Here is a 25,016-nt window from a genome sequence, read left to right on the forward strand (position 1 = left end):
TCATTCGCGCGAACACAGGCATGCCGGGAACGGCCAGTCTACAGGTCTCCGGTGACGAATTGCGCGCGCCCCAGCCCGAACGACCAGTCGTCATCGCTGTTGATGACGAACGTGATCATCACGTCGCTCGGCGCGATGCCGCATCTCGCTTCCAGCGCAGCACAGACACCTGCGTAGAAATTCATTTTTTCATCCCGGGTTCGCGGCCGACTCACGACCTCCAGGAGAACAAACGCCGCGCTTCTCTGGATCGATAAACCTGTATCGAGGGCACGAATATGCGTCGGTTCGTGTTCCATAAGGATTTGATAGCGATCTCGTTCAGGCACCTTGAAAGCTGCCACCATCGCCTCGTGGATGGCATCGAGCAGCGCGTCGATCTCCTCACGACCGCGCCCTCTTGCCGTGTGTATCTTGATTAAAGGCATGTTGTAATCCCTCAGGACTGAGCGTCTCGTTCCATGATCTCGACGACTTCCGGCGCGGCGATGAAGCGCCACTTTCGCAATGGTCCGGCCATCACGTTGAGATAATACATCTCAAACCCGTATGGTGCCCCGCCGGGGTGATGGCCCCTTGGAACAAGAACGACGTCTCCGTCGGAAACCGCCATCGTCTCGTCCAGCTTGCCGTCGTCGGTGTAGACACGCTGGATGCCGAACCCGTTCGCAGGATTGAGCCGATGGTAGTAGGTCTCTTCAAGATAGGTAATACGGGGAAAGTCATCCTCATCATGGCGATGCGAAGGATAGCTCGACCAATGCCCTGCGGGCGTGAAGACTTCGGTCACCAGCAACGAGTCGCAGAAGTCCTCGTTCTCCATGGCGATGTTGTTGACGTAGCGCGTATTCGTTCCTTTTCCCCGCTCGGTCAGGGTAATACCTTCGGGGCCAATTCGCCTGGCCTCATGACCACCGAACCCCGGCGCGCCGCAAACTGCGATGACGCAGTCGCAAGCCGCTTCCGCCTCCCATTCGGTCCCATTGGGGACATACAGGCAATGCGGCGGCGTTTTGTCGAAGACGTTCATACGATCGCCCAAGACACCCCATTCGGTTCCTGCCGCAGAAAACGAGGCCTTGCCCTCCACCATGACAAGGATCACCTCGTTCGAACCCGTGAGTTCCGAAACCTTCTCTCCGGTTCGAAGCCGATAAAGCGAGAAAGCGACGTAGCGCCAGCCTGCGGAGGCTGCAGTGATCTCGTGGACCCTGCCGTGAGTGCCAAAAGGTTTGCGAAGAAGATCGGGCATTTTTCTCTTTCCGATGAAACTGTCTGTCGAACCCTGTGACGCGGGGTCAGTTGACCAGGTTTTGCAGTGTCTGCTTCTGGGCGTAGAGTGACCTTGCGTCTCTGCTTTTCGTAGTTTGTCCGACCTCTGGCACGGCAACGTCCCACCAGTGACCGCCGCCAGCTTCTCCGGGATCCGGACGGGCATCCGTATCGATGACTATGACGGTTGGGATGTCGCGGTTTCGGGCCGCCACGACCTTGGCTTCAAGATCAGCGATGTCTTTCGCCTTCTCTGCATGAGCGCCCATGGAGGCTGCTTGCTTGACGAAGTCGATCTCAGGCTGCTGGTCTATCTCGCAGTCCTTGTACATGTTGTTGAACTCTTCGCCGCCGCAATGGATCTGGAGACGGTTTATGCACCCGTATCCACGATTGTCAGTGAGGACGACGGTGAAGGGAATGCGCCGCATGACCGCCGTGGCGAGTTCGGAATTTGCCATCATGTAGCTGCCGTCTCCGACGAAGCAGACGACGTCTCTGTGGGGAAGAGCCAGCTTGATGCCCATCGCGCCTGCAACCTCGTAGCCCATGCACGAATAGCCATACTCCATGTGATAGCCGCCTTGCGAAGGCTGCCAAAGAAGCTTGAGAGCACCGGGCATCGTGCCTGCCGCGCACATGGCGACTGTCTTGTCCGTGGAAGCCCTTTGGACCGCGCCGATCACCTGAGCATCCGTCGGAAGATGATCTTTTCCCAAAGCAAGCGGAGCGGCGCAATGGGCGTCCACCTGTTCAAGCCACTGTTCCCGCGTCTCGGGGTCGTAGCTGGGCGCTTTGTGATCCTCGAGCATTTCAGAAAGCTTTTCCAATGCGACGCGTGCGTCGCTTACAAGGCCCGCCGAACCGTGTTTGAAGGCGTCGTACGGCTGTACATTGATCGACACCATCTTGCGATCAGGCTCGCTGAATAGTGTCCAGGACCCCGTGGTGAAGTCCTGGAAGCGGGTGCCGACACCTATCACCAGGTCAGCCTTTTCGCAGAGAGCGTTAGCAGCCGCGGATCCGTCGACGCCCGCAGCTCCGAAGTTCATCGGATGCTTCTGCGCGAGAGCCGATTTCCCAGCCTGCGTTTCCACGACCGGAATGCCATGGCGAGTGGCGAATTCCGACAGTGCTTGCTCAGCCTGCGAGTAGATCACCCCGCCGCCGCAGACGAGCACAGGTGCCTTTGCCCGTCGGATCATATCAGCGATCTGCGCGAGTTCGGCACGGTCGGGTTCCGGGCGACGGATGATCCATACCCGAGGCTCGAAAAACGCCTCCGGCCAATCGTACGCCTCCGCCTGCACGTCCTGGCAGAATGACAGTGTGACGGGACCGCACGCCGCAGGATCCGTCATCACCCGCAAAGCTCTGGGAAGAGCGCTCAATAACTGTTCCGGACGGGTGATGCGGTCGAAATACCTGCTCACCGGACGGAAGCAATCGTTCGCCGATACGGTGCCATCGTCGAAATCTTCGACCTGCTGGAGGACAGGATCCGGTCTACGGCTGGCAAACACGTCTCCCGGGATCAGGAGGACGGGAAGTCTGTTGACGTGCGCAAGCGCTGCCGCAGTGACCATGTTCGTCGCACCGGGACCGATCGAAGAGGTGACGGCGTGCGCCCCTCTTCGCTTTTTTGCTTTCGCATACGCAATGGCGGCGTGTGCCATGGTCTGTTCGTTCTGACCGCGCCAGGTAGGAAACGCGGTTCCGATACCCTGAAGTGCCTCACCGATCCCGGCGACATTTCCGTGTCCGAAGATCGCCCACATACCCTCGATAAAGCGGTCGCCATCCTCCGTCATCTGAACGGAAAGCCACCGGATCATAGCTTGCGCCGCGGTAAGCCGGATCGTCTTTGTCATGCTGCTTCCTCGCTTGAGTGACGCGCGGCGTCCCAAATTTCGCACAGGCGGCCATAGCGACGGCCCATCTCTCCTATTGCTTCGTCATCATTGGTGTCGCCGGAGAACCATCGGCGAGCCACATCACCGAAAATCGTCCGGCCAACCGCGAACCCTTTGACCAGATCGAATGACGCAGCGACACGGAAAGATGCCGCCAGTTGATCCTCGGGCGCTTCCAGTCCCAAAACCAGGATCCCCCGGGTATGTCTGTCGTATTCCTCGATTGCGGCAATCGCGTTCTTCCAAGCCTGCGGCGTGGTCATCGGCTCCAGCTTCCACCAGTCCGGATAGATACCCGCCTGGTAGAATTGCCGGATGAGTGCGGCCGTGGTGCCTTCATCCACCTCGGCGACCTTGGAGGGGATGATCTCAAGCAGAAACTCGAGGCCGTTCCTGCGCGAGGCGAGGTATAGGCGCTTTATCGTCTCTTCCTGCCTTGCACGGGTTTCCGGCGTGTCGGTCGAATGACAGAAGCAAAGGACCTTGACAACGTTGTCCCGCGCCCATTCCTCCAGGCCGCCGCAGTCAAGACCCAGTTCGGGTTCAAGCTCCAGAGGCCTCGATCCCGGCCACTCACAAGGTCGCCCTACCCACAGCCCGGTTCCCGCTGCCGCGTGCAGGGCTTTGCGACCGATCCGGTTGTCGCAGAGAATACCGTAGCCGGGCCGCCCGTTCTGAACCGCCAGAGCGGCCTTCAGGCAGAGCTCTTTGAAAAGCCCGGCCTTTTCCAGCGAGTAACCGTCCATCTGTTCAATCTGCATTCGATGATCGAACGCAAAGACGCGCATCGTGGACCAGTCACCCTTTCTATTCGTCGCCCAGTGTAGCTGCTCCAACTCCACGTCATTGCGAAGGTCCGGTCTCCGGACGCCGCGCTTCAGGAAGAACCTCAGCTCCTCGAGGCTAGGATAGGCGGGCGTGCAGCCATGACGGCTTACGGCAAATGCGCCACAGGCGTTCGCGTAGCCGAGTGTCACCGACCACGGTTCGTCATCGAGCCATCCCCGGAGCAGCCCCGCGAAAAAGCCGTCGCCGGCTCCGAGAACATTGAAGACTTCAATTGGAAACCCGGGTCCCGCCTGTGCGTCGTCAAGATCGTCGGGGATATCGCCTTCCATGGCCACGGCTCCGAGCGCGCCGCGCTTGCAGACCAGTATCGCATCGCTTACCGAGCGTACGGCACGAAGCGCTTCGATCGTATCCGTAGAACCCCCGGCGATGTGGAATTCCTCTTCTGTCCCGACGATGAGATCGAACAGCCCAAGCGTCGACAGCAGCTTCTCGGTGACCGCGCGGCTTTCAACAAAACGGCTCTCGCCGTCTCCGTGCCCGGCCACTCCCCACAGATTGGGTCGATAGTCGATATCCAGCGCCGTTCTTGCCCCGGCTCGACGGGCCAGATCCAGCGCCTTCATGACAGCCGCGGCGGTGTTGGGATGGGAAAGATGGGTCCCGGTGGCGACGACGCAGCGGGCATCGGCAATCAACGCGGCATCGATGTCACCCTCGTCCAGCGCCATGTCAGCACAATTCTCGCGATAGAAGATCAACGGAAACTGATTTTCATCGCGAATTCCAAGCAGCACCAACGCGGTCAGACGCTCCGGGTCCGTGATCACCCCACGAGTGTCGACCCCCTCGCGGCCTAGCTGCTCGCGAATGAACCGCCCCATGTGTTCGTCACCCACCCGGGTGATAACCGCGCTCCGCAGGCCGAGTCTTGCAGCCCCACAGGCGATATTGGTCGGACTGCCGCCAATGTATTTGCGAAAAGACCCCATGTCTTCCAGACGGCCGCCAACCTGTGCGCCGTATAAATCGACCGAGCTCCGGCCGATCGTAATCACATCAAGATTTCTGGTCATGGACGTTTCCAGTTCTGAACGGGTGGTGTCTTCAATCGTATAGGGAAGGGCGAGGCGGCAGATCGATCCTGACCTCGGCGCCATTGCTCTCCTGCGCCCTGACGCAGGCATCGGCTGTGATCGCCGCCACATATCCGTCCCACGCGCTGGGGCCGCCCGGCACGCCGGAACTTGCCGATCGGATGAAGGCCTGCAACTCGACATCATAGCTGTCGACGAAGCGATCCTTCCAGTCTGTGAGGATCGAGTTCTGGCGTGTACCGTTCACTCTCATCTCGACTGCCGACGGCTCTGGAAGCCTGGCCACGCCATCCTCTCCGACGATCTCGCACTGGATGTCGTAGCCGTAGTGGCAGTTCACGAAGATTTCCACGTCGATGACCACGCCGTTCGCGGTTTCAAGCAAGACGATCTGCGGGTCCTTCAGTTGGGAATGACTGCGGGCCGCCGAACGTGGAAACACCACGCGGGCAGAGACGTAGTCGTCTTCGAGAAGCCAGCGGAGGACATCGATCTCGTGTATGAGCGTTTCATGGATGGCCATCGGTGTGGTGTATGTACCCGGCACCGACTGGTTGCGGTGGGCCGCGTGGATCATGACGGGAGACCCGATGTGCCGGACGGCATTCTTCAGGGCTATGTAGCCACGGTCGAAACGTCGCATGAAACCGACCTGAACCAACCGCTTTCCGTAAGCGGTCTCCGCGTCGACCACCCGTTTCGCCCCTTCGGACGTGTGGGCCAACGGTTTCTCGCAAAAGCAAGGCTTGCCCGCGGCAATCGATTGCAGGACGTAGGCTTCATGGGTCGCCCCGAGCGAAGTGACGAGTACGGCATCAATTTCAGCAGAAGAAATAAGCTCTTCGCCCGAATTGAAAATCCTGGCGTCCGGAGCGATCGTATCCCGTACGGTTTCCGCGGACGGCTGGTGGACATCGGTAAGAGCGGTAATCCGCGCACCCGTGAGAACATGATTGATCCGCCGGGCATGATCGCTGCCGATTGCTCCGGTTCCTATGATTCCAATTCGCAACACCTTGCCTATCTCCTTCAACGATGTGGTCGTCTGATTGATGTGGACAATCCGGAGGAGGGGCGAGGCGACATCCGAGGCCGCCTCGCTCCGATGAGATCAGCCGAGGCGAACGGGAGCATTCTTCGAGACGGATTCAATCGCAGCCAGCGCGATGGCCAGTGCATTCCGAGCGTCGATGCCGGATGGCGCGTCGCCGATGTCGCCACTGCGCACGGAATTCACGAAGGATGCAAGCTGCGCGGTATAGCCGTGGACGAAATGCTCGGTGTCACGGCGCCAGGTGTCGTTTGAGACACCATTCTTGTCGAAGAGCGTCATGCTCGAACGACGCACGTCGCCCATCGTGACCATGCCGCCGGAACCGAAGACCTCGCCGCGGATGTCGTAACCATACATCGCGCAGAAGTTTGCTTCCGCGACGGCGATAGAACCGTTGTCGAAGCGGATGTTGACGACGGCGGTATCGAGGAAACCCTTGTCGCGGGCATCGGGACGGACGAGAGCATCGGCCATCGCGGACACTTCCACGGGCGTAGCGTTCGGATTTAGCCACAGAAGCGTATCGAAGTCATGGATGAGGGTTTCATAGAAGATCGTCCACAAGGGGATCTTGTCGGGATCGGCACCGAATGGGCCGGGGTCGCGGGTAAGCGAGCGAATTAGCTGAGGCGCACCGATCTTGCCAGCGTCTATCGCTGCCCGTCCCTCCGCGAATGCCTGGTCCCAGCGCCGATTGAAGCCGACCTGGAGCGGCACGCCTGAGGACCTCGCGGCTGCGATCGCCCGATCGGCGTCTTCCAATGTCAGGGACATAGGCTTCTCGCAGAAAATCGCTTTTCCGGCTTCGGCTGCCTGGACGAGGATATTGGTGTGAAACCGAGCAGGGGTGGCTATGATGACAGCTTCGAGATCCGGCTGTGCCAACATCGCCCCGACGTCCGTATAGGCATTATCTACGCCCAGTGTGGCAGCGAGTTTGGCTGCGGCTCCTTCGGCGGGATCCGCGATCGCGACCAGCCCCGCATCCACCAATCGACGGGCGACGCTTTCACCGTGAAAGGATCCGATGCGGCCAGCACCGATAAGGCCAACTCTGACAGGGTTTTTGGATGTCATGGTAATGTTCCTGAGATGGTTCTTGTTCAAATGGTAAAAGCTGCGCGGAAGGCTTCCAGAGCCTCCTCGGAATCGCCTGACGCCCAGGCTTCCATGCCGATCGGTCCGGAATAGCCCATCGCCTTGAGTGCTCTGGCGATGCCGTTCCAGTTGACCTCACCCGTTCCTGGTTCGAAGCGGCCGGGGACATCCGCGACCTGGATTTCTCCGATCCACGGGAGGCTCTTGCGGCACAACTCGACGAGATTACCCTCGCCGATCTGAGCGTGGTAAAGGTCGAGGTTGAGACGAAGGCGAGGGTGGTCGATGCTGGAGACCAGGGCCAGCGTGTCTTCGGCCCGTCCGAACGGCGTCCCCGGATGATCGACGGGTAGGTTCAGGTTCTCGAGCGTGAAGGTCACGTCCTCCTGTTCCGCCAGTTCCACGATCCTGCTCAGAGTATCGCGCGCCTTCAACCACATCACGCCAGTCACGACTTGGATCGGCTGCACGGGCAGCCCCCGGTCTCCGAGACCCGTGCCATGCAGGTTGAGTCTCTGAACACCCAGCCTTTTTCCGATCTGCGCTGTTTCTCTTGCAGTTCTGATTAGCTCATCCGCACCCTCGTCGTCTGTGAGGCGTCCGGTAAGATAGCCGTTCATGATGGTGAAGCTGGCACCGGTCGCTTCCAGCTTTCCGATGTCATGTTCCGGCCAGTTCCACAGACCCACACCGAAACCGAGTTCCTTGAGGCGTGAGGCTCGCCATTCTATCGGCCTGTCGCGCCACAACATTTCTGCGCAGGCGGCCAGTGGGAAGGGGGAGGTTGAGGCGTTACTCATTGCTTGATCCCTGAAAGACGAATGCGGTTGTCCTCGCCCGGCGGTCGCGCTGCCGGGCCGGTGCTGGATGGAAAGACGATTGTTCAGATGGTGCCGCCGAGTTCCGAAGAGATGGACTGAAGTTCCTTCCCGCCAGCCATCAGATTCTGCAGGTCGTCGATATTCGTTTCATTCTTGGTGAACGTGCCCAACGTCTTCCCGCGATTAAGCGCAGTGAAACGATTTCCGACCGCATATGCATGGCGGACGTTATGGGTGATGAAGATCACGCCAAGTCCCTTGTTGCGAACCTGGTCAATGTATTTGAGGACCATCGAGGTCTGCGCGACGCCCAACGCGGAGGTAGGTTCGTCCAGGATCAGCACCTTGGCTCCGAAGTAGACCGCACGGGCGATCGCAACGCATTGACGTTCGCCGCCCGACAACGTGCCAACGGCCTGATCCGGCTCGCGTACGTCGATGCCGATCTTCTTCATTTCCGTACTGGTGACACGATCGGCCAGGTCCATGCCCATGTATTTGAACGGCCCGAACCCCTTGAGCGGCTCTTGGCCCATGAAGAAGTTCCGGGTCACCGACATGAGGGGGATCATCGCGAGATCCTGATAAACCGTCGCGATGCCCGCATCGAGTGCGTCGCGCGGTCCATCGAACGACTGCTGCTTACCCTCCACCAGGAAATCACCGGAGGTGGGCCTGAACACACCCGACAATGTATTGATCAGGGTCGATTTGCCCGCTCCGTTGTCTCCGAGAAGGCACAGAACCTCACCTGCATGTACGCTGAGCGAAACGCCGTTCAGGGCAATGATTGAGCCGAAGTGCTTTACGAGGTTCTTTACCTCGACGAGAGGCGTCTGGTTGGTGCTCATCAGCGTTCTCCCGTAACACGCTTGCGGATGATGTTATTGAAGATGACGGCGGTGAGAAGCATGCCCCCGAGGAACACCAGGTACCAGTCCTGGTCGATCGACGTGTAGGTGAGACCGATCAGAACCATGCCGAAGACGATTGACCCGAAGAATGCGCCTATCGCCGATCCGTATCCGCCCGTCAGAAGACATCCACCGATAACGGCAGCGATGATGGCTTCGAATTCCTTCTGGAAGCCGCGTCGGGCGTCGGTCGATCCCGCATCTAGTACCGTCAGGATAGCCACCAGGGTTGCGCACATTGCCGTCACGATGAAGAGAGTGGTCTTCACCCGGGCGACAGGAACTCCGGATTTGCGCGCTGCGCGCGGATCGCCGCCTGCAGCGAAGATCCAGTTCCCGAAACGGGTGCGAAGCAGTATCCAGGTCGCGAGAAGTGCGATCAGGACGAACCAGAGGATCTCCACCGGAATGCCGGGCACCTTGGGTGTGCCGTTGGGATAGGTTTCAATGATTCCGTTGGTGCCGAGCCAGGTAAACAGTCCCGGGAGAGCATCGCCGGAGAACAGGAAGGCGATAGGGCTTCCGGCAGCCGCTTCCTTGATCCCGCGAAGCTGGGTAGCCCCGCCGCTTGCCCATTTGAGGCCGACCAATGTCAGCCCGCGAAGAATGAACAGGAAGGCTAGCGTCACGATAAACGACGGCAGGCCTGTGCGCATCGTGAGTTGAGCATTTGTCACGCCGATGGCAGCGGCGAAAGCAAGTGCGATCAGGATCGCAACGCTCAAGGGAAGGTCCAGCACCACCAGCGCGGTGCCGAAGACGAGGCCCGCAAAAGCGACCATCGATCCGATGGAAAGATCGAACTCGCCTCCGATCATGAGCAGTGCCGCGCCAACCGCCAGAATACCTAGCTGGGCCGCTGGAACCATGAAGTTCATCACGCCGGCAAGAGTGAACATCGCCGGATTGGCGGTCAGGATGAAAAATATTGTAACAAGGACCAACCCCGCGACAGCGCCCAGTTCCGGACGGCGCGCAAGCGCGGTGATGGTCGACACCTTTCTCAGCCGTTCATCTGGTCGAGTCGGAGACCCGCTCTGTTCATTGGCCAGCGTCATGGTCGTACCTCAGATAATTTCGTGGTTTGAGGGCGCCGGTACTCTGTCGACACGCACGTTATCGGCGTCGGTCTCCGGGCGATGGGTGCAGCTCCCGCCGAAGCGGAAGCTGCGCGGCTCCGATCAACGGATGCCTTGGGAGGACTTTTCGATGACCTGTGCGGCCGTGTCTTTCTCGACGAAGCTGGGGCCGGACGCGACATTGCCGGCGGGGATGGTGCCGTAGCGGGAGTTCAATGCAAGGAAGGTGACGGGAAGGTAGCCCTGCAGATATGGCTGCTGGTCAACCGCGAACACTGCCTTTCCGTCCGCAATCGCCTGAAGGAAGCCTGCCGAGAGGTCGTAGGAAGCCACCTTGACCTTGTCGCCATTGCCCATCTTCTCGGCGACCGCGACGGCGCGTTCGCCAACCAGAGGAGCAGACAGGCCGAGGACGAGATCGATCGATGGATCCGATGTCAGTGCGGCTTGAATCTTCGCTTCGATTTCCGAAGGCTCGGTTGTGGTCGGCAGGATTGTGACCTTGCCACCCTCGAAACCCTTTTCGGTTCCGGCGCAACGCTGGTCCAGCGCCGCGTTTCCGACCTCCTGGTTAACGCACAGAACGTGCTTCATGCCGAGGGACTTCAGCTTCTCGCCGACCTTCACGCCTGCTGGCAATTCATCCTGGCCGACATGAAGTCTGATCCCGAGCTTCTCCGCAGAGGCAATGCCCGAGTTCATCGAAATGACCGGGATGCCTGCAGCGACAGCCTTTTCGATCGCCGGACCGAGTGCGTCGGGATCCGGGTTTGAGATCACTATTCCAGCCGGGCTCTGGTTGACCGCCGCCTCTATCAACTGCGCCATCGCGACCATGTCGAACGTTTCCGGCGCGCGGTAATCGACACGGACATTGCTATCCTTGCCAGCTTGCATCATTCCGTTTTTCACGATCGACCAAAACGGGTCGGAGGCTTGGCCGTGAGTGACTGCGATGACGCTCGGCTGCTCGTCCGCTTTCTCGCCAACCGACCAGGCGCCTGCAAGGCTGGCGGCAATCGCGACCGATGCGAATTTCTTCCAGATGCTCTTCATTGGTTCCTCCTCCGTTGACCGCCTCTCCTCAGGGCGGGTTGACGTTGCAATCCACTAGCAGCCATTTTTGCTACCGGTTGCAAGCACAGCGGATATTATCGGTCGTTTTTACAAAATCAAGTATTCATTTCAAAAAAACTACGTTATGGAATGTACGTTTCATTTTCTGGAGTTGGCATGAGCAAGCGATCGACGGCTCAGCAAGTGGCTGATGTTGCGGGAGTTTCCAAATGGACGGTGATCCGCGCGTTCACGCCAGGAGCCTCAATCACCAACAAGAGCAAGGCCAAGGTCATGGAAGCGGCGGCGTCCCTGAACTATTCGCCGAACCTTCTTGCACGCAGTCTCGCCACTAACAAAACGCAGCAGGTCGCTGTCCTGGTAGACGACTTCAGCAACCCCCAGAAGCTGCCGTTTCTGGAAACGTTGACCGATCAGTTCCAAGCTGAGGGGATCGCCGTTCTACTCATCAACATCAACAGGCATTTCGACCATGTCGATGCTCTCCTGCACGCGGATCAGCGGCAGGTGGATGCGGTCATTCTGTTCGGAACGGCATTCAGGGATGAAACCCTGCCCGAACTGCGGGACGGTCGCGCCCTGCCGCCCGTGTTCGTGCTGGCACGCGACAGTCAGTTGGCCGACGTGCCCGCGATCGTATGCGATGCTGAACACGCGATCCGGGTCATTGTCGATCATCTCCATGAAAGGGGTTACAGGAAGCCGGGTTTCATGACCGGGGCTCAAGTCCTTTCCACCGCTTTGAAGCGACGCCAATTTTATGAAGAGTTCTGGAGCCGGAAGGGCATCGCAACGAAGGCTGTGATTTCTGCGGATAGATACAGCTACCAAGCCGGATCGGATGCTTTTGCGGAGTATTTCGAAGCTACTCCTGCATCCGATCGGGTCGATGTACTCATGTGTGAAAACGACATTCTGGCCATCGGTGCGATGGACGAGGCCCGCGGCAGGAGAGGGCTCAGAGTTCCAGAGGACCTCGCCTTCGTCGGGTTCGACAACTTCGACCTCGGCGGAACCGAAGCCTTCAGTCTGACCACATACGAGCAACCGAGAGAACATATGGTCAGGACGCTCATCGATATGGTCATGGGCCGCAGGGAGATCGCTACGATGTCGCTCCCGGGGCGGCTCGTGGTTCGTCGTTCGACCTGATCAGGTAAACCAGCAATCACAAGAGGAGGAGTGAAATGAATAAAACCATCATCGGCCTGCCGGAAGGCGTTCGTCTTGCCGTTAGCCCGCTTTCGTGGACAAACGATGTGCTTGAAGACCTTGGCGGCGACATCCCGGTCGAAACTTGCCTGTCGGAGGCGGCGGCGGCGGGATATCAGGGTGTCGAGCTGGGTAGAAAGTTTCCTCGCGAGGTCTCGCTTCTGAAGCCGCTGCTCGAGAAAAACGGTCTCGCATTGGCCTCGGGCTGGTATTCCGGAGAACTGGCCGAGCGAACCGTCGAAGCAGAAGTTGAAGCTGTGACAGCGCATGCCAGCCTTCTTCAGGCGATGGGCTGCCAGGTTATGGTCTACGGTGAGGTGGCAATGATGCCGCCGGGATCGCCACTCGATGCGCCCATGTCGGGCCGCTTGATCATGAGCGGGGCTGACGCGAAGGCGTATGCGGAAAGACTCACCGAATTCTCGAAACGGCTTCATGATCGGTTCGGACTTCGTCTCGCTTACCACCACCATCTGATGATGGTTGCCGAGACGTTCGACGACATCTCCGCCATCTTCGATGCTACAGGCCCGCAGGTCGGACTGCTCTTGGACACCGGACACGCGGTTGCTGGCGGTTTCGAGTATACGCGGCCGATTGAAAGATTCGGCGACCGTATTGTTCACATCCATCTGAAGGATGTCCGCGAACGGGAACTCGCGGAGGTGAGGGCGGCAGACTTGAGCTTCAACGACGCCGTGCGGTCGGGAATGTTCACTGTCCCCGGTGACGGTATGGTAGATTTCGGTCCTATAGCCCGCTACGTGAAGAGCAGCGGATATCGAGGATGGCTCGTTGTGGAAGCAGAGCAGGATCCGAAGATCGCCGAACCCCTGCCTGCGGTGAAGCGCGCGTATGCCCACGTGTCATCAATCTTCCAGAAACAAAGCTGACGGGCTACGCGGGGACGCAGGTTTCTGCGTCCCCGCTCGGAATAACGGTAGGTCCAGATGGATATGAAGTCAGACGTCCCGAGAGATTACGAGAGTCTCCGCAGCCTGATGATCGAGAAGCGAGCGGAGATGCCAAAGAGGCTTGCGCAGGTGGCGGCTTTCGCTCTCGCGCACCCGGAGGATGTCGCATTCGGAACCACGGCAAGCATTGCGGCGGGAGCCGAGGTGCAGCCGTCGACTCTGATAAGGCTGGCGCATTTCCTCGGATACGACGGTTTTTCCGATCTTCAGACTGTCTTCCAGAACAAGTTACGTGATCGCACCTCGAGTTACGAGGAACGCTTGATCAATATCGAACGGTCCCATGAAGAGGGCGAGGATGCGGCCCTGTTGTCGGGGTTTATCGGTGCGGCGAGCCGGTCGGTGGCGGAACTGGCATCCTCGGTCACGCTTGAAGATTTCTCCAGGGCGGTAGACTTCCTCGCAAAGGCAGATACCATCTATCTGATCGCCAAGCGGCGGTCCTACCCTCTGACGGCTCACATGGCGTACGCATTTTCCAAGTTGGGCATAAAGCATCAGATCGTTGCTTCTCCCAACGGTGTCGATCTTGAGACCGTGCAGTTTGCGTCCTCCGGCGACGCAGCAATCGCAGCGAGCTTCTCGCCTTATGCTGCCGACAGTCTTGATCACGCTAGAGCTCTCGCCGCGCGTGGAGTGCCCGTTGTCGCCGTGACAGATTCCGCGTTTTCACCACTGGCATCGTTTTCCAGTGTGTGGTTCGAAGTGTCCGAGGCGGATTTTGCGGGGTTCCGGTCGCTTTCGGCTTCCATGGTTCTGGCGATGGCGCTCCCAGTGGCGATCGCGGAGAGGCGACGGCGGCAGTAATCACTCCGGCTTCGGCCGCTCGACGAGCTCTGCCGAAGGCGATGGAGCTAGCGGGGCTGTATTTCGGCTGATCGATTCGGACGCGCTCAGTCCGATAACACTTGAGATCTTCCGTGAACGCGGTCCTGGGGAGCGTGCCGTGTGGAACGATACCCCGTCTTTTGTGCTGCGTCCGGTCACGCGCTTTTGATGGTTCGTTAATCATCTCCCGCTAATCAAGCGACATCGAAGCCATGATGGCTGCCCCCCCAAAAAAAACCTCGGAGCATCCATGAATATTCGTGGCAAGATCTACTCGATCGTCGCGGTGATGGCGCTTACTGCGCTCGCTATCGGCACTATCAGCTTCTATACGCTTAGCGTTTACGACACCCGCGTCGACCGTTTGGAGAACGCAGCCCGCCGCGCGCAGAACGGAGAAGCTCTCAACCGTCTCGTAACTGCAGTCGTTATGGATCTGCGCGGAACTTACGCAGCAACTTCCGCCGAAGAGACCAAGCCTTTTGCTGATGGCGCTTTGGCGTCTCTCAAGAAAATGAACGCACTGCTCGATGCATGGGAACCGCTGGTTCCCTTAGACCAGAAAGCGGATTTCGCTGAACTGCGCCAAGGAGCCGCGGCATTCACGCAATTCCGGACCGAAACCGCGCGTATTGCGGTGAGCCAAGGACCGGCTGCGTCGAACGCTCACGGCAATACGGACGCCAACCGTGCAAACCGTAAAAGCTACCAGAAAAATATCGACGACGTCGTCAGCCAGGACGACGCTAAGTTGGTCCAGATCAGTGCTGATCTGAAGGAATTTCAGGCGAATGTCCTGATGATCATGGCCGCCGTTACCCTCGCTGGTCTGGCTGGCGGCTGCGCGATCGCGTTCTATATCGCGACCCACCAGATCAGTAATCCTATTCGCACCGTGACCTCGGTCATGAAGTCGCTCGCCAGCGGTGACTTTCATACGGAAGTGCCTTTCCAGGGACGAACCGATGAAATCGGTGAGATGGCGGGAGCCGTCGAGGTGTTCAAGCAGAACGGCCTCGAAGTCCAGCGGATGAATGCCCAGGAGACGGCGATGCGGGCGAAGAGCGATAGCCTGCAGCAGGGTATGGCGGTCGTCGTCACCTCCGCGGCAGCCGGCGATTTCTCGAAGCGCGTGGGTACGAACTATGGCGACGAGGGCCTCGACCAGTTCGCAGCAAACATCAACACGCTGGTCTCGTCCGTTGAAAACGGCATCGACGAAACCAACCGTGTTGTCCGTCTTCTTGCGGATGGTGACCTGACCCAGAATATGGCTGGCGACTTCCAGGGTGTCTTTCTTCAGCTTCAGCAAAACGTCAACAACACGATCGCGAGCCTCCAGCGGACGGTGGGCGAAATCAGAACTGCCAGTGACACGTTGAATGGCAATAGCGAGGAGCTTCGCTCGTCCTCAGACAGCCTGTCCAAGCGCACAGAACAACAGGCGGCGGCACTGGAAGAGTCGTCTGCCGCGCTCGATCAGATCACGACCGTGGTGCGGACGTCCACCGATCGGGCACACGAAGCCACCCGAATTGTCTCCGAGGCAAAAGAGCGCGCGGTGAAATCGTCAGACGTCGTCGGCCGCGCCGTCACAGCCATGGCAGAAATTCAGACTGCTTCTAATGAGATCGCGCAAATCACCAACGTCATTGACGAGATCGCCTTCCAGACCAACCTTCTTGCACTCAACGCAGGCGTCGAAGCTGCCCGTGCAGGCGAAGCGGGCAAGGGGTTCGCTGTCGTCGCTCAGGAAGTGCGTGAACTGGCCCAGCGCTCCGCTGTCGCGGCGAAGGATATCAAGATATTGATAGCTCGATCAGCAACCAGCGTACAATCCGGCGTGACGCTCGTCGAAGATACCGGTGGCGCTTTGACGGAGATCAGTGGCTACGTCGCTCAGATTAACGATCGCATCCACTCGATCGCAACAGCCTCTCAGGAGCAGGCTACCGCGCTGGCAGAGGTCAACACGGCGGTTAACCAGATGGATCAGGTTACGCAGCAAAACGCGGCGATGGTGGAAGAAACATCCGCTGCCACGCACAAGCTTTCCGTCGAGGCGGCCGCCCTTGCCGATCTCGTTGGCCGCTTCAAAATGTCCAACGTCGAGCATAAGACGGCTAAAGTGAACCAGCCAGTATATCAGGCAACTTCGCACAAGACGCGATACGCGATGGTTGCGGGAGCAAACGCTCTCGCCGTCGATAACTGGCAGGAATTTTGAAAGTGAGCTTTGCTGGTTGAACTCGCGGGAGGCTTTGCGTCGCGGGATGCACAAGGGACATCATTAGAAGGACTTTCTCACCAACTCGAAGGGACATCGGATCATCGTTGAGAAACGAAACTAACCCGGTAGCTGGACCATCTCCGTCGATCAGCCTATCTTATCGCAGTGATCCATAAATACGACTTAAACCGATCATGACCCTGGGCTAAGACTGACTGAGGGAAGCGCTGGCAGGTGCTGGCGGCGAACCGTGCCGGCAGCGCCGTATCTCTGCTTCGCTCGTCAGGCACGGTCCGGTCAGGTTGACCGCCCGGATCGATTACGCATTTGCGCGCAACCAAGGAGAACGTCATGGACACGAAAACAGAAGCAACGGGACAGTGTCCCGTCGCACATGGTGGTAAGGATGCCGGGGGTGCCGCCCCGCGTGGCAGGTCCAATCGCGATTGGTGGCCAAACCAGCTGAATGTGCAGATTCTCCATACGCATTCCTCGCTGTCCGATCCGCTGGGCAAGAGTTTCAACTATGCGGAGGAATTCAAGAAGCTGGATCTTGATGCAGTCAAGCAGGACCTGCATGCGCTGATGACCGACAGCAAGGACTGGTGGCCGGCGGATTTCGGTCATTACGGCGGTCTTTTCATCCGCATGGCCTGGCATAGCGCCGGCACCTACCGCATCACCGATGGTCGTGGCGGGGCCGGAATGGGCCAGCAGCGTTTCGCACCGCTCAACAGCTGGCCGGACAACGTCAATCTCGACAAGGCGCGCCGTCTTCTGTGGCCGATCAAGCAGAAATACGGCAACAGCATCTCCTGGGCCGATCTTCTCATCCTTACCGGCAATGTCGCGCTGGAATCCATGGGTTTCAAGACCTTCGGTTTTGCCGGCGGTCGCGCCGATGTCTGGGAGCCGGAAGAGCTCTATTGGGGGCCGGAAGGCACATGGCTGGGGGACGAACGCTATAGCGGCGAGCGTCAGCTCGCAGAACCGCTCGGTGCGGTGCAGATGGGGCTCATCTATGTCAATCCGGAAGGGCCAAACGGCACGCCGGATCCGCTCGCCTCGGCGCGCGATATTCGCAGCACCTTTGCCCGCATGGCAATGAATGACGAGGAAACCGTGGCGCTTGTGGCGGGCGGACACACGTTCGGCAAGACGCATGGCGCCGGGGATCCGTCCTTCATGGGTGTCGATCCAGAGGGCGATGAGCTGGAAGCGCAGGGTCTCGGCTGGACGAACAAGTTCAATACCGGCGTCGGTGCCGACGCGATCGGCAGCGGTCTTGAAGTCACCTGGAGCCAGACGCCGACGCAGTGGAGCAATTACTTCTTCGAGAACCTGTTCGGTTATGAATGGGAGCTGACGAAGAGCCCGGGCGGTGCGCATCAATGGGTCGCCAAGAATGCCGAAGCGGTTATTCCCGGTCCGGCGGCAAATTCACCCAATCGCCTGCCGACCATGCTGACCTCGGATCTCGCGCTACGCGTCGACCCGATCTATGAAAAGATCTCGCGGCGTTTCCTGGAAAATCCGGAGGAGTTTGCCGATGCCTTCGCACGCGCCTGGTTCAAGCTGACCCATCGCGACATGGGTCCCAAGGTCCGCTATCTCGGCCCGGAAGTGCCGGCGGAAGACCTGATCTGGCAGGACGTGGTTCCCGCCGTCGATCATCCGCTTGTCGATGATGCCGATATCGCCGCCCTCAAGGAAAAGGTTCTGGCGTCGGGTCTCTCCGTGCAGGAACTGGTATCGACCGCATGGGCTTCGGCCTCCAGCTTCCGCGGCTCCGACAAGCGGGGCGGTGCCAATGGCGCGCGCATCCGCCTTGCGCCGCAGAAGGATTGGGAAGCGAACCAGCCGGCGCAGCTTGCCAAGGTTCTGGACGTGCTCGAGGGCATCAAGCAGGCATTCGATGCCGCCCAGACGGGGGGCAAGAAGGTTTCGCTCGCAGACCTTATCGTGCTGGCCGGTGCGGCAGGTGTGGAAAAGGCTGCCAAGGCCGGCGGCCACGACGTCGTCGTGCCCGTCACGCCGGGCAGAACCGATGCGTCCGAAGCGCAGACGGATGTGGATTCCTTCGCGGCGCTCGAACCGCGCATCGATGGCTTCCGCAATTATGTGAACGAGAAACGCATCCAGTTCATGAAGGCGGAAGAGGCTCTGGTGGATCGGGCGCAACTGCTGACCCTGACCGCGCCGGAAATGTCGGTTCTGGTTGGCGGCCTGCGCGTGCTGACGGTCGGCCAGCCCGAACACGGCGTGTTCACCGCGCGGCGCGAAATCCTGTCGAACGATTTCTTCGTGAACCTGCTCGACATGGACACGGTCTGGAGCCCCCTTGCCGGCAAGGAAGGCATCTACGAGGGCCGCGATCGCAAGAGCCAGGAGCTGAAATGGACCGGTACCCGGGTCGATCTCATCTTCGGCTCGCATTCGCAGCTGCGAGCGATTTCGGAAGTCTATGCGCAGCAGGATGCCGGTGAAAAATTCGTTCGCGATTTCGTTTCCGCCTGGAACAAGGTGATGAACGCCGACCGTTTCGATCTTCGCTGATCGAACCGAAATCCCCGGACGCGATCCTCGCGTCCGGGGATTTTCACATCCGCATTTGGCAATGTCCTGAAGGACGTCGGGGCCTGCAATCCGCCTCGAAGCAATCGCGCGGCCTATCCTGCTGACGACGAGGCGTCAGATGAAATAATCCGGAAACTCCTCCCGCATGTCTTCCACCTTGTCGACTGTGCGGCTCAGGTGTTCGCGAATGGCATTCACCGCCGCGGCTTCGTGACCGGCGTCGATCGCTTCCACAATGGCATCATGGCCGGCGAGAATGCTGGCGATCTTGCCTTTTTGCGGCGGATGAAGTCGGCGGATCCGGTCCAGATGGCCGGAGCGCTCACGCACCAGTCCGTGCAGGTTGGCGCGTCTGACGCCGGCAAACAGGGTTTGGTGAAAAAGCTCGTCCAGTTCCTGAAAGACACCGATCTGTTGCGGATCGTCGATAACGGTCCGTTGCATGTCGATGATCTCCCGTGCGCGGGAAAGCGTCGCCGGATCGCGGTCCGGGTCGCTGGCGAGATGCCGGCACACTTCGGTCTCCAGCGCCACGCGCAAAAAATGGGCCTCGTAGATCTGCGTGACATCGATACGGGTCACCACCGTGCGCGACTGTGGGTAGATGCGCACGAGGCCATCCTGCCTGAGGCGCTGCAATGCCTCGCGGATTGGTGTCTGGCTGACCCCGTAGGTCTGGGTAAGGTCAGCCCGGAAAAGCGTGGTGTCAGGCGGCAGCTGGATGGTGATGATGCGTTGGCGCAGGTCATCGTAAACCCGTTGCACCGTGCCTCCCCAGTTAGCCGAGGATGCCGTCGCTGGGAGGCCAAAGGTTGCGGCAAGCTGCGAGGTCATCGGGCATGGTCCTTTTTCGTTGTTCCAGCGGTGACAACGCCGGGCCGCAAGAATACCAAATTGACATTGATATACGAGCCCAACTGAAATATCAGTTAGGGCGGGCGTCGGTCGCATTCGCCTGTCGCAACTTTGCGACACCATCCGACTGACGCAGAGCGGAGGAGGAAGCCAATGTTCGATCTGGAAAAACGTCTGATTCCCGCCCAGCCGCCGAAAGCAGGTCTTGCCGCGGGTCCGTCGAAGCTGGATGCCATTCGCTCGGTCACGCTTTCCCTTGCCTATCTGCCCTTGGCGCGGCCGATCAGCGATGCCAAAGTGCTAACCGGCCGCCAGAACCCCCTGACGCAGGTCGCTTTTCTCTTTTGTGAAATCACTACCGAGGCCGGCCATAGTGGTCTCGGCTTCAGCTATTCCAAGCGCGCCGGCGGCCCCGGTCTTTATGCCCATGCCTGCGAAATCGCCGATAATCTGATCGGTGAAGATCCTAATGACAATGCCCGTCTCTGGGACAAGCTGTGCTGGGCCGGTGCTTCGGTGGGGCGCTCCGGCATCGCGACCCAGGCGATCGCCGCCATCGATATCTGCCTGTGGGATATGAAGGCCAAGCGCGCCGGTTTGCCCCTTGCCAAACTGCTTGGCGCGCATCGCGACAGCGTCGCATGTTACAACACGTCGGGCGGCTTCCTGTCCTCCAGCGTCGATGAAATTCGGGATGCGATCGATCATTCGCTGGCCTCGGGTATCGGCGGCATCAAGATCAAGGTGGGCCAGCCCGATCCGATGGTGGATATCCGTCGGCTTGACGCCATCACCACGCATCTGGGTGGCCGTGTGCCGCTGATGGTGGATGCCAACCAGCAATGGGATCGCACCACCGCGCTTCGTTTCGGCCGGCTGGTCGAGCCGCTCAACCTCGAATGGATCGAGGAACCGCTCGACGCCTATGATGCCGAAGGGCATGCGGCGCTTGCGCGCGAACTCGCTACTCCGATCGCGACCGGGGAAATGCTTGCCAGCGCAGAGGAGCATATGGCGTTGATCCGCGCCGATGCGGTTGATTTCATCCAGCCAGATGCGCCACGTGTCGGCGGTATCACACCCTTTCTGCGTATCTGCACGCAGGCGGAAGCCAAGCGCATGCGGCTTGCCCCGCATTTCGCCATGGAAATCCATGTCCATCTGGCTGCCGCCTATGCGCATGAGCCTTGGGTCGAGCATTTCGACTGGCTTGCGCCGCTGTTCAACGAGGAACTGGAAATCCGGGACGGCCGCATGATCGTTCCCGGTCGCCCCGGCCTTGGCTGCAGCCTCACAGGTCAGGCGTGCGACTGGACGGTCGAGACCCGCAGCTTTGGCGGCTGACAACAAGAACCAACTGGCGCATTTCGCGCCTTCCGGCATGGAGACTGGCGCATCCGCGTGGTACGCCTTCTTTCGCAACAGATCACAGGAAACCGAAGCGCAGTCTTCGGAAGGAGAGCATGATGACCTGGACCCCTTCGGGAAAACACCTTATCGCCGGCCAGTGGGTCGCCGGTGCCTCGACGTTCAAGTCGGAGCCGGCACATGGCCCGGCTCACGATTTCGCTGAGGGCACCAATGATCTCGTCGATCAGGCCTGCCGTGCCGCTGAAGCTGCTTTTGCAGCCTATGCCGCGAAATCACGCGAGGAACGGGCCGTCTTTCTCGAGACCATTGCCGAGGAAATCGACAAGCGTGGCGAAGCCGTAACCCTGATCGGCACGCAGGAAACCGGTCTGCCGGAAGGTCGCCTCAATGGTGAACGCGGGCGTACCACCGGGCAGTTGAAACTGTTTGCCGACCATATTCGCAAGGGTTCCCATCTCGATGTCCGTGTCGATGCTGCCCAGCCGGATCGGCAGCCGGCAGCCCGTCCCGAGATCCGCCTCGTGCAGCGGCCGATCGGTCCGGTTGTCGTGTTCGGCGCCTCCAACTTCCCTCTCGCCTTTTCCACGGCTGGTGGTGATACGGCTGCAGCGCTCGCCGCCGGCTGCCCGGTCGTGGTCCGCGGACATTCCGCGCACCCCGGCACCGGCGAAATCATTGCCGAAGCTGTCGCTGCCGCCGTCGAGCGCACCGGCATGCCGGCTGGCGTATTCAGCCTGATCCAGGGCGGGGGCCGTGACGTCGGCGCCGCGCTTGTCACCCATCCGGCCATCAAGGCGGTCGGCTTTACCGGTTCCCTGGCGGGTGGCCGCGCACTGTTCGATCTCTGCGCCCAGCGTCCCGAACCGATCCCGTTCTTCGGCGAGCTCGGCAGCGTCAACCCAATGTTCCTGCTGCCCGACGCCACCGCGGCGCGCGGGCAGGACATCGGCACCGGCTGGGCCGGTTCGCTCGCCATGGGCGCCGGCCAGTTCTGCACCAATCCCGGCGTTGCCGTCGTGGTGGAAGGCCCGGATGCCGATACTTTCGTGGCGGCCGCCAAGGCCGGCCTGGAAAAGGTCGCGGAACAGACCATGCTGACCGATGGCATTGCCGCCGCCTACAAGAACGGTGTCGAGCGCATGCGGGAAAGCAATGCTGTGTCCGCCGTCCTTTCGACGCAGAGCGAAGGCCGCACCGCCACACCCAATCTGTTCGAAACGACCGGCGAGACATGGCTTGCCGATCACTCGCTCGGCGAGGAAGTGTTCGGTCCGCTCGGACTTGTCGTGCGCGTCGGCTCGACCAACGAGATGGTGGAACTTGCCGAAAAATTCGCAGGTCAGCTCACGGCCACCATCCACATGGACGACAGCGATCTGCCTCTTGCACAGGCACTGCTGCCGGTTCTGGAGCGCAAGGCCGGCCGCGTTCTGGTCAACGGGTTCCCGACCGGTGTCGAAGTGGTGGATTCGATGGTCCATGGCGGCCCTTACCCGGCCTCGACCAATTTCGGCGCGACCAGCGTCGGCACGATGTCGATCCGCCGCTTCCTGCGCCCGGTCTCCTACCAGAACTTCCCGGAAGCCCTGCTGCCGGCCGATCTGCGTGGCTGAAAAGCGTCGGGCGGCCATTCGTGATCGCCCGAACGCCTTCCTGAGAGGGGCATGGGCCTTCGGGCGTCTTGACTCATGCCCTGCGGGCAGGAAACACGGTCTGCCGCACGCCATTTCGTGCGCAATTTAAATCCGCTGAACCTGTCGCCGGCTGCTCGTGGCCGGCGGCACAACTCATCGGATTGATGTTCGAACAAAATCGCGATCTTGCCGGCGATCGATAAAATCTTCTCGCCCGCGCAGGCGCTCAAAGCCGGTTATTTTCCATCCCTCACACAATTGAGAATGCCAGCGCTCCTTTCCGAGCCGGTTTTGCGATCTACTTGATGGTAAAAGGAGAACCGACATGAGCTTGCGCATCAACGATATCGCACCGGATTTCGAGGCGGATACCAGCCAGGGCCCGATCTCGTTTCATCAGTGGATCGGCGACAATTGGGCGGTGCTGTTTTCGCATCCGAAAAATTTCACCCCGGTCTGCACCACCGAGCTTGGAACAATGGCGGGTCTCGAAGCCGAGTTTCACAAGCGCGGCACCAAGATCATTGGCATTTCTGTCGACCCGGTCGAAAGTCACGAAAAGTGGAAGGCCGATATCCGAACCGCTACCGGCTACGATGTCGAGTATCCGCTGATCGGTGACAAGGACCTCAAGGTCGCCAAGCTCTACGACATGCTGCCCGCAGGCGTGGGCGAAAGTTCCGAAGGCCGCACGCCAGCCGATAATGCCACGGTGCGGTCGGTCTTCGTTATCGGGCCCGACAAGAAGATCAAGCTGATCCTCACCTATCCGATGACGACCGGCCGCAATTTCGATGAGATTCTGCGCGCCATCGACAGTATCCAGCTGACGGCGAAACATCAGGTGGCGACACCCGCCAACTGGAAGCAGGGCGACGACGTCATCATTACCGCCGCTGTTTCCAACGAGGACGCCGTTCAGCGATTTGGTGAATTCGATACGGTTCTGCCGTATCTGCGCAAGACCAAGCAGCCAGTCTGATCAAGGCCTTTCGTCAGGCGTCATCCTCGGGTCCGTCCTGAGGATCTGATCACGTGATGACATGAACCGACAGCAGATCCTCGCTCAAGGCCGAGGATGACGGAGGCGGGGTATAAAGCCTTCGTCATCTGTTTGGTGCGTGAATCTCTGTCCCGCTGCCCCTCACGGAATGTGCCGCAGCCATTCCTCGGTTGAAAACTTTTCCGCCGCGAGCTTTTCGGCAGCCGCATATTCCTCTTCAGAAATGCCGCCAGGCGTACCGCCATTCAGCGACACGAACGTTTCCTTCATGCGGCGGATGATCTCTTCGCGGGGTAGGCCCGTCTGGCTGCGGAGAGGATCGACCCGCTTGACGGCGCTGGCCGTACCCTTGTCGGAAAGCTTTTCGCGGCCGATGCGCAGAACCTGCACCATCTTCTGGGCATCCATGTCGTAGGACATGGTGACGTGGTGCAGCACGGCGCCCGAGGAGAAACGCTTTTGCGCCGCGCCGCCGATCTTGCCCTTGGAACTCGAAATGTCGTTGAGCGGCTTGTAGAAGGCGTCGATGCCGAGTTCGTTCAGCGCCTTCAAGACCCAGTCGTCGAGGAAGGCGTATGAGTCGGCGAAGCTCATGTCGCGCACCAGTTCGGCAGGCGCATAAAGCGAATAGGTGACGGCGCTGCCGGGTTCGACGAACATTGCGCCGCCGCCGGTTATGCGCCGCACGGTCTCGACCCCGAACTGGTTGGCGGCCTCGAGATCGACTTCATTGCGCAGGGACTGAAAACCGCCGATGATGATGGCCGGACGTTCCCATTCCCAGAACCGCAGGCAGGGTCCGCGCCGTCCGGCCGCCACTTCGCGGGCCAGCACTTCGTCAAGCGCCAAGTGCATGGCCGGTCGCTGCGGCGGCGCCTCGATGATCTGCCATTCGTAATCGCGCCACGTGCCGGAAATGCCCAGCGCACGGCGTACGGCAATGGCCACAGCTTCCGGGCTGAACCCGATCATTTCCGCGCCCGGACGCAGATTTTGCCGGATCGCCGCGGTAATGTCCTCAACCTTGACGGTGATGGGCAGGCCTTCCAGCGCGCCGCCTATGTCTTCCAGTGCTTCTGCGGGTTCGAGAAAGAAGTCGCCCGACACCTGCACGTTGGAAAGCCGGCTATCGGCGGTATCGAAATCGACAACGACGAGCTTGCCACCCTGGACCTTGTATTCACCATGCATGGATATTGTCCTGTTCGATGATGCGCT

The 25,016-nt window shown here is 59.9% G+C and carries 20 protein-coding genes; 8 read left to right on the forward strand and 12 right to left on the reverse strand.

Annotation, left to right across the window (positions count from 1 at the left end):
- Window positions 1-38 precede the first annotated feature (38 nt).
- The 10 genes from ACQKKX_RS05830 to ACQKKX_RS05875 form a co-directional block, all read right to left on the reverse strand.
- A complete protein-coding gene (locus ACQKKX_RS05830) occupies window positions 39-428 on the reverse strand; it encodes a tautomerase family protein (protein ID WP_427569521.1) in 390 nt (129 codons plus the stop codon).
- Between the two features lie 11 nt (window positions 429-439).
- Window positions 440-1,252 (reverse strand): 5-deoxy-glucuronate isomerase, encoded by an 813-nt coding sequence (gene iolB / locus ACQKKX_RS05835; protein WP_427569522.1) that lies wholly within the window; start codon window positions 1,250-1,252, stop codon window positions 440-442.
- A 46-nt stretch (window positions 1,253-1,298) separates the two neighbouring features.
- Complete coding sequence (gene iolD, locus ACQKKX_RS05840) at window positions 1,299-3,143, reverse strand: 3D-(3,5/4)-trihydroxycyclohexane-1,2-dione acylhydrolase (decyclizing) (RefSeq protein WP_427569523.1); 1,845 nt, start codon at window positions 3,141-3,143, stop codon at window positions 1,299-1,301.
- A complete protein-coding gene (locus ACQKKX_RS05845) occupies window positions 3,140-5,050 on the reverse strand; it encodes a bifunctional 5-dehydro-2-deoxygluconokinase/5-dehydro-2-deoxyphosphogluconate aldolase (protein ID WP_427569524.1) in 1,911 nt (636 codons plus the stop codon). The genes iolD and ACQKKX_RS05845 overlap by 4 nt, the downstream gene beginning before the upstream one ends.
- A 31-nt stretch (window positions 5,051-5,081) precedes the next feature.
- A complete protein-coding gene (locus ACQKKX_RS05850) occupies window positions 5,082-6,104 on the reverse strand; it encodes a Gfo/Idh/MocA family protein (protein ID WP_427569525.1) in 1,023 nt (340 codons plus the stop codon).
- Between the two features lie 78 nt (window positions 6,105-6,182).
- Window positions 6,183-7,202: a Gfo/Idh/MocA family oxidoreductase gene (locus ACQKKX_RS05855; protein ID WP_427569526.1), complete on the reverse strand. Its 1,020-nt coding sequence runs from the start codon at window positions 7,200-7,202 to the stop codon at window positions 6,183-6,185.
- Between the two features lie 26 nt (window positions 7,203-7,228).
- Window positions 7,229-8,023 carry a TIM barrel protein gene (locus tag ACQKKX_RS05860; protein WP_427569527.1) on the reverse strand — a complete coding sequence of 265 codons (795 nt, stop codon included), beginning with the start codon at window positions 8,021-8,023 and terminating at the stop codon, window positions 7,229-7,231.
- A gap of 83 nt (window positions 8,024-8,106) precedes the next feature.
- A complete protein-coding gene (locus ACQKKX_RS05865) occupies window positions 8,107-8,895 on the reverse strand; it encodes an ATP-binding cassette domain-containing protein (RefSeq protein WP_427569528.1) in 789 nt (262 codons plus the stop codon).
- Window positions 8,895-10,016 carry an ABC transporter permease gene (locus tag ACQKKX_RS05870; RefSeq protein WP_427569529.1) on the reverse strand — a complete coding sequence of 374 codons (1,122 nt, stop codon included), beginning with the start codon at window positions 10,014-10,016 and terminating at the stop codon, window positions 8,895-8,897. Before ACQKKX_RS05870 ends, ACQKKX_RS05865 begins: the two co-directional genes overlap by 1 nt.
- 123 nt (window positions 10,017-10,139) lie before the next feature.
- On the reverse strand, window positions 10,140-11,093 hold the full coding sequence (locus ACQKKX_RS05875) for a sugar ABC transporter substrate-binding protein (protein WP_427569530.1): 954 nt from the start codon (window positions 11,091-11,093) through the stop codon (window positions 10,140-10,142).
- Between the two features lie 177 nt (window positions 11,094-11,270).
- Between ACQKKX_RS05875 and ACQKKX_RS05880 the strand changes: the two genes are divergently transcribed.
- The 5 genes from ACQKKX_RS05880 (at window position 11,271) to katG (ending at window position 18,914) form a co-directional block, all read left to right on the forward strand.
- The gene (locus ACQKKX_RS05880; RefSeq protein WP_427569531.1) at window positions 11,271-12,266 is read left to right on the forward strand and encodes a LacI family DNA-binding transcriptional regulator; all 996 of its coding nucleotides are present in this window, start codon (window positions 11,271-11,273) and stop codon (window positions 12,264-12,266) included.
- Window positions 12,267-12,301: 35 nt separating this feature from the next.
- Entirely contained in the window at window positions 12,302-13,219 is a 918-nt protein-coding gene (iolE, locus tag ACQKKX_RS05885; RefSeq protein ID WP_427569532.1) for a myo-inosose-2 dehydratase, read from the forward strand.
- A 57-nt stretch (window positions 13,220-13,276) separates the two neighbouring features.
- Window positions 13,277-14,107: a MurR/RpiR family transcriptional regulator gene (locus ACQKKX_RS05890; protein ID WP_427569533.1), complete on the forward strand. Its 831-nt coding sequence runs from the start codon at window positions 13,277-13,279 to the stop codon at window positions 14,105-14,107.
- Window positions 14,108-14,378: 271 nt separating this feature from the next.
- The gene (locus ACQKKX_RS05895; protein ID WP_427569534.1) at window positions 14,379-16,355 is read left to right on the forward strand and encodes a methyl-accepting chemotaxis protein; all 1,977 of its coding nucleotides are present in this window, start codon (window positions 14,379-14,381) and stop codon (window positions 16,353-16,355) included.
- Between the two features lie 354 nt (window positions 16,356-16,709).
- Window positions 16,710-18,914, forward strand: coding sequence for a catalase/peroxidase HPI (katG, locus tag ACQKKX_RS05900; protein ID WP_427569535.1), 2,205 nt, complete (start codon window positions 16,710-16,712; stop codon window positions 18,912-18,914).
- Between the two features lie 135 nt (window positions 18,915-19,049).
- Here the strand turns inward: katG and ACQKKX_RS05905 are convergent, their stop codons facing one another.
- Window positions 19,050-19,769: a GntR family transcriptional regulator gene (locus ACQKKX_RS05905; RefSeq protein WP_427569536.1), complete on the reverse strand. Its 720-nt coding sequence runs from the start codon at window positions 19,767-19,769 to the stop codon at window positions 19,050-19,052.
- Window positions 19,770-19,943: 174 nt separating this feature from the next.
- Here ACQKKX_RS05905 and ACQKKX_RS05910 point away from each other — a divergent pair, with 174 nt between their 5' ends.
- The 3 genes from ACQKKX_RS05910 to ACQKKX_RS05920 all read left to right on the forward strand — a co-directional run bounded on the left by ACQKKX_RS05910 (window position 19,944) and on the right by ACQKKX_RS05920 (window position 23,777).
- Entirely contained in the window at window positions 19,944-21,134 is a 1,191-nt protein-coding gene (locus tag ACQKKX_RS05910) for an L-talarate/galactarate dehydratase (protein ID WP_427569537.1), read from the forward strand.
- Between the two features lie 122 nt (window positions 21,135-21,256).
- Window positions 21,257-22,774 (forward strand): aldehyde dehydrogenase (NADP(+)), encoded by a 1,518-nt coding sequence (locus tag ACQKKX_RS05915; protein ID WP_427569538.1) that lies wholly within the window; start codon window positions 21,257-21,259, stop codon window positions 22,772-22,774.
- A gap of 346 nt (window positions 22,775-23,120) precedes the next feature.
- Window positions 23,121-23,777: a peroxiredoxin gene (locus ACQKKX_RS05920; RefSeq protein ID WP_427569539.1), complete on the forward strand. Its 657-nt coding sequence runs from the start codon at window positions 23,121-23,123 to the stop codon at window positions 23,775-23,777.
- 162 nt (window positions 23,778-23,939) lie between these two features.
- On the opposite strand, the gene ACQKKX_RS05925 is transcribed toward ACQKKX_RS05920, so the two are convergent.
- A complete protein-coding gene (locus ACQKKX_RS05925) occupies window positions 23,940-24,989 on the reverse strand; it encodes a lipoate--protein ligase family protein (RefSeq protein ID WP_427569540.1) in 1,050 nt (349 codons plus the stop codon).
- Window positions 24,990-25,016: the final 27 nt, after the last annotated feature.

Source organism: Neorhizobium sp. NPDC001467 (genome assembly GCF_050275975.1).
Lineage (GTDB): Bacteria > Pseudomonadota > Alphaproteobacteria > Rhizobiales > Rhizobiaceae > Neorhizobium.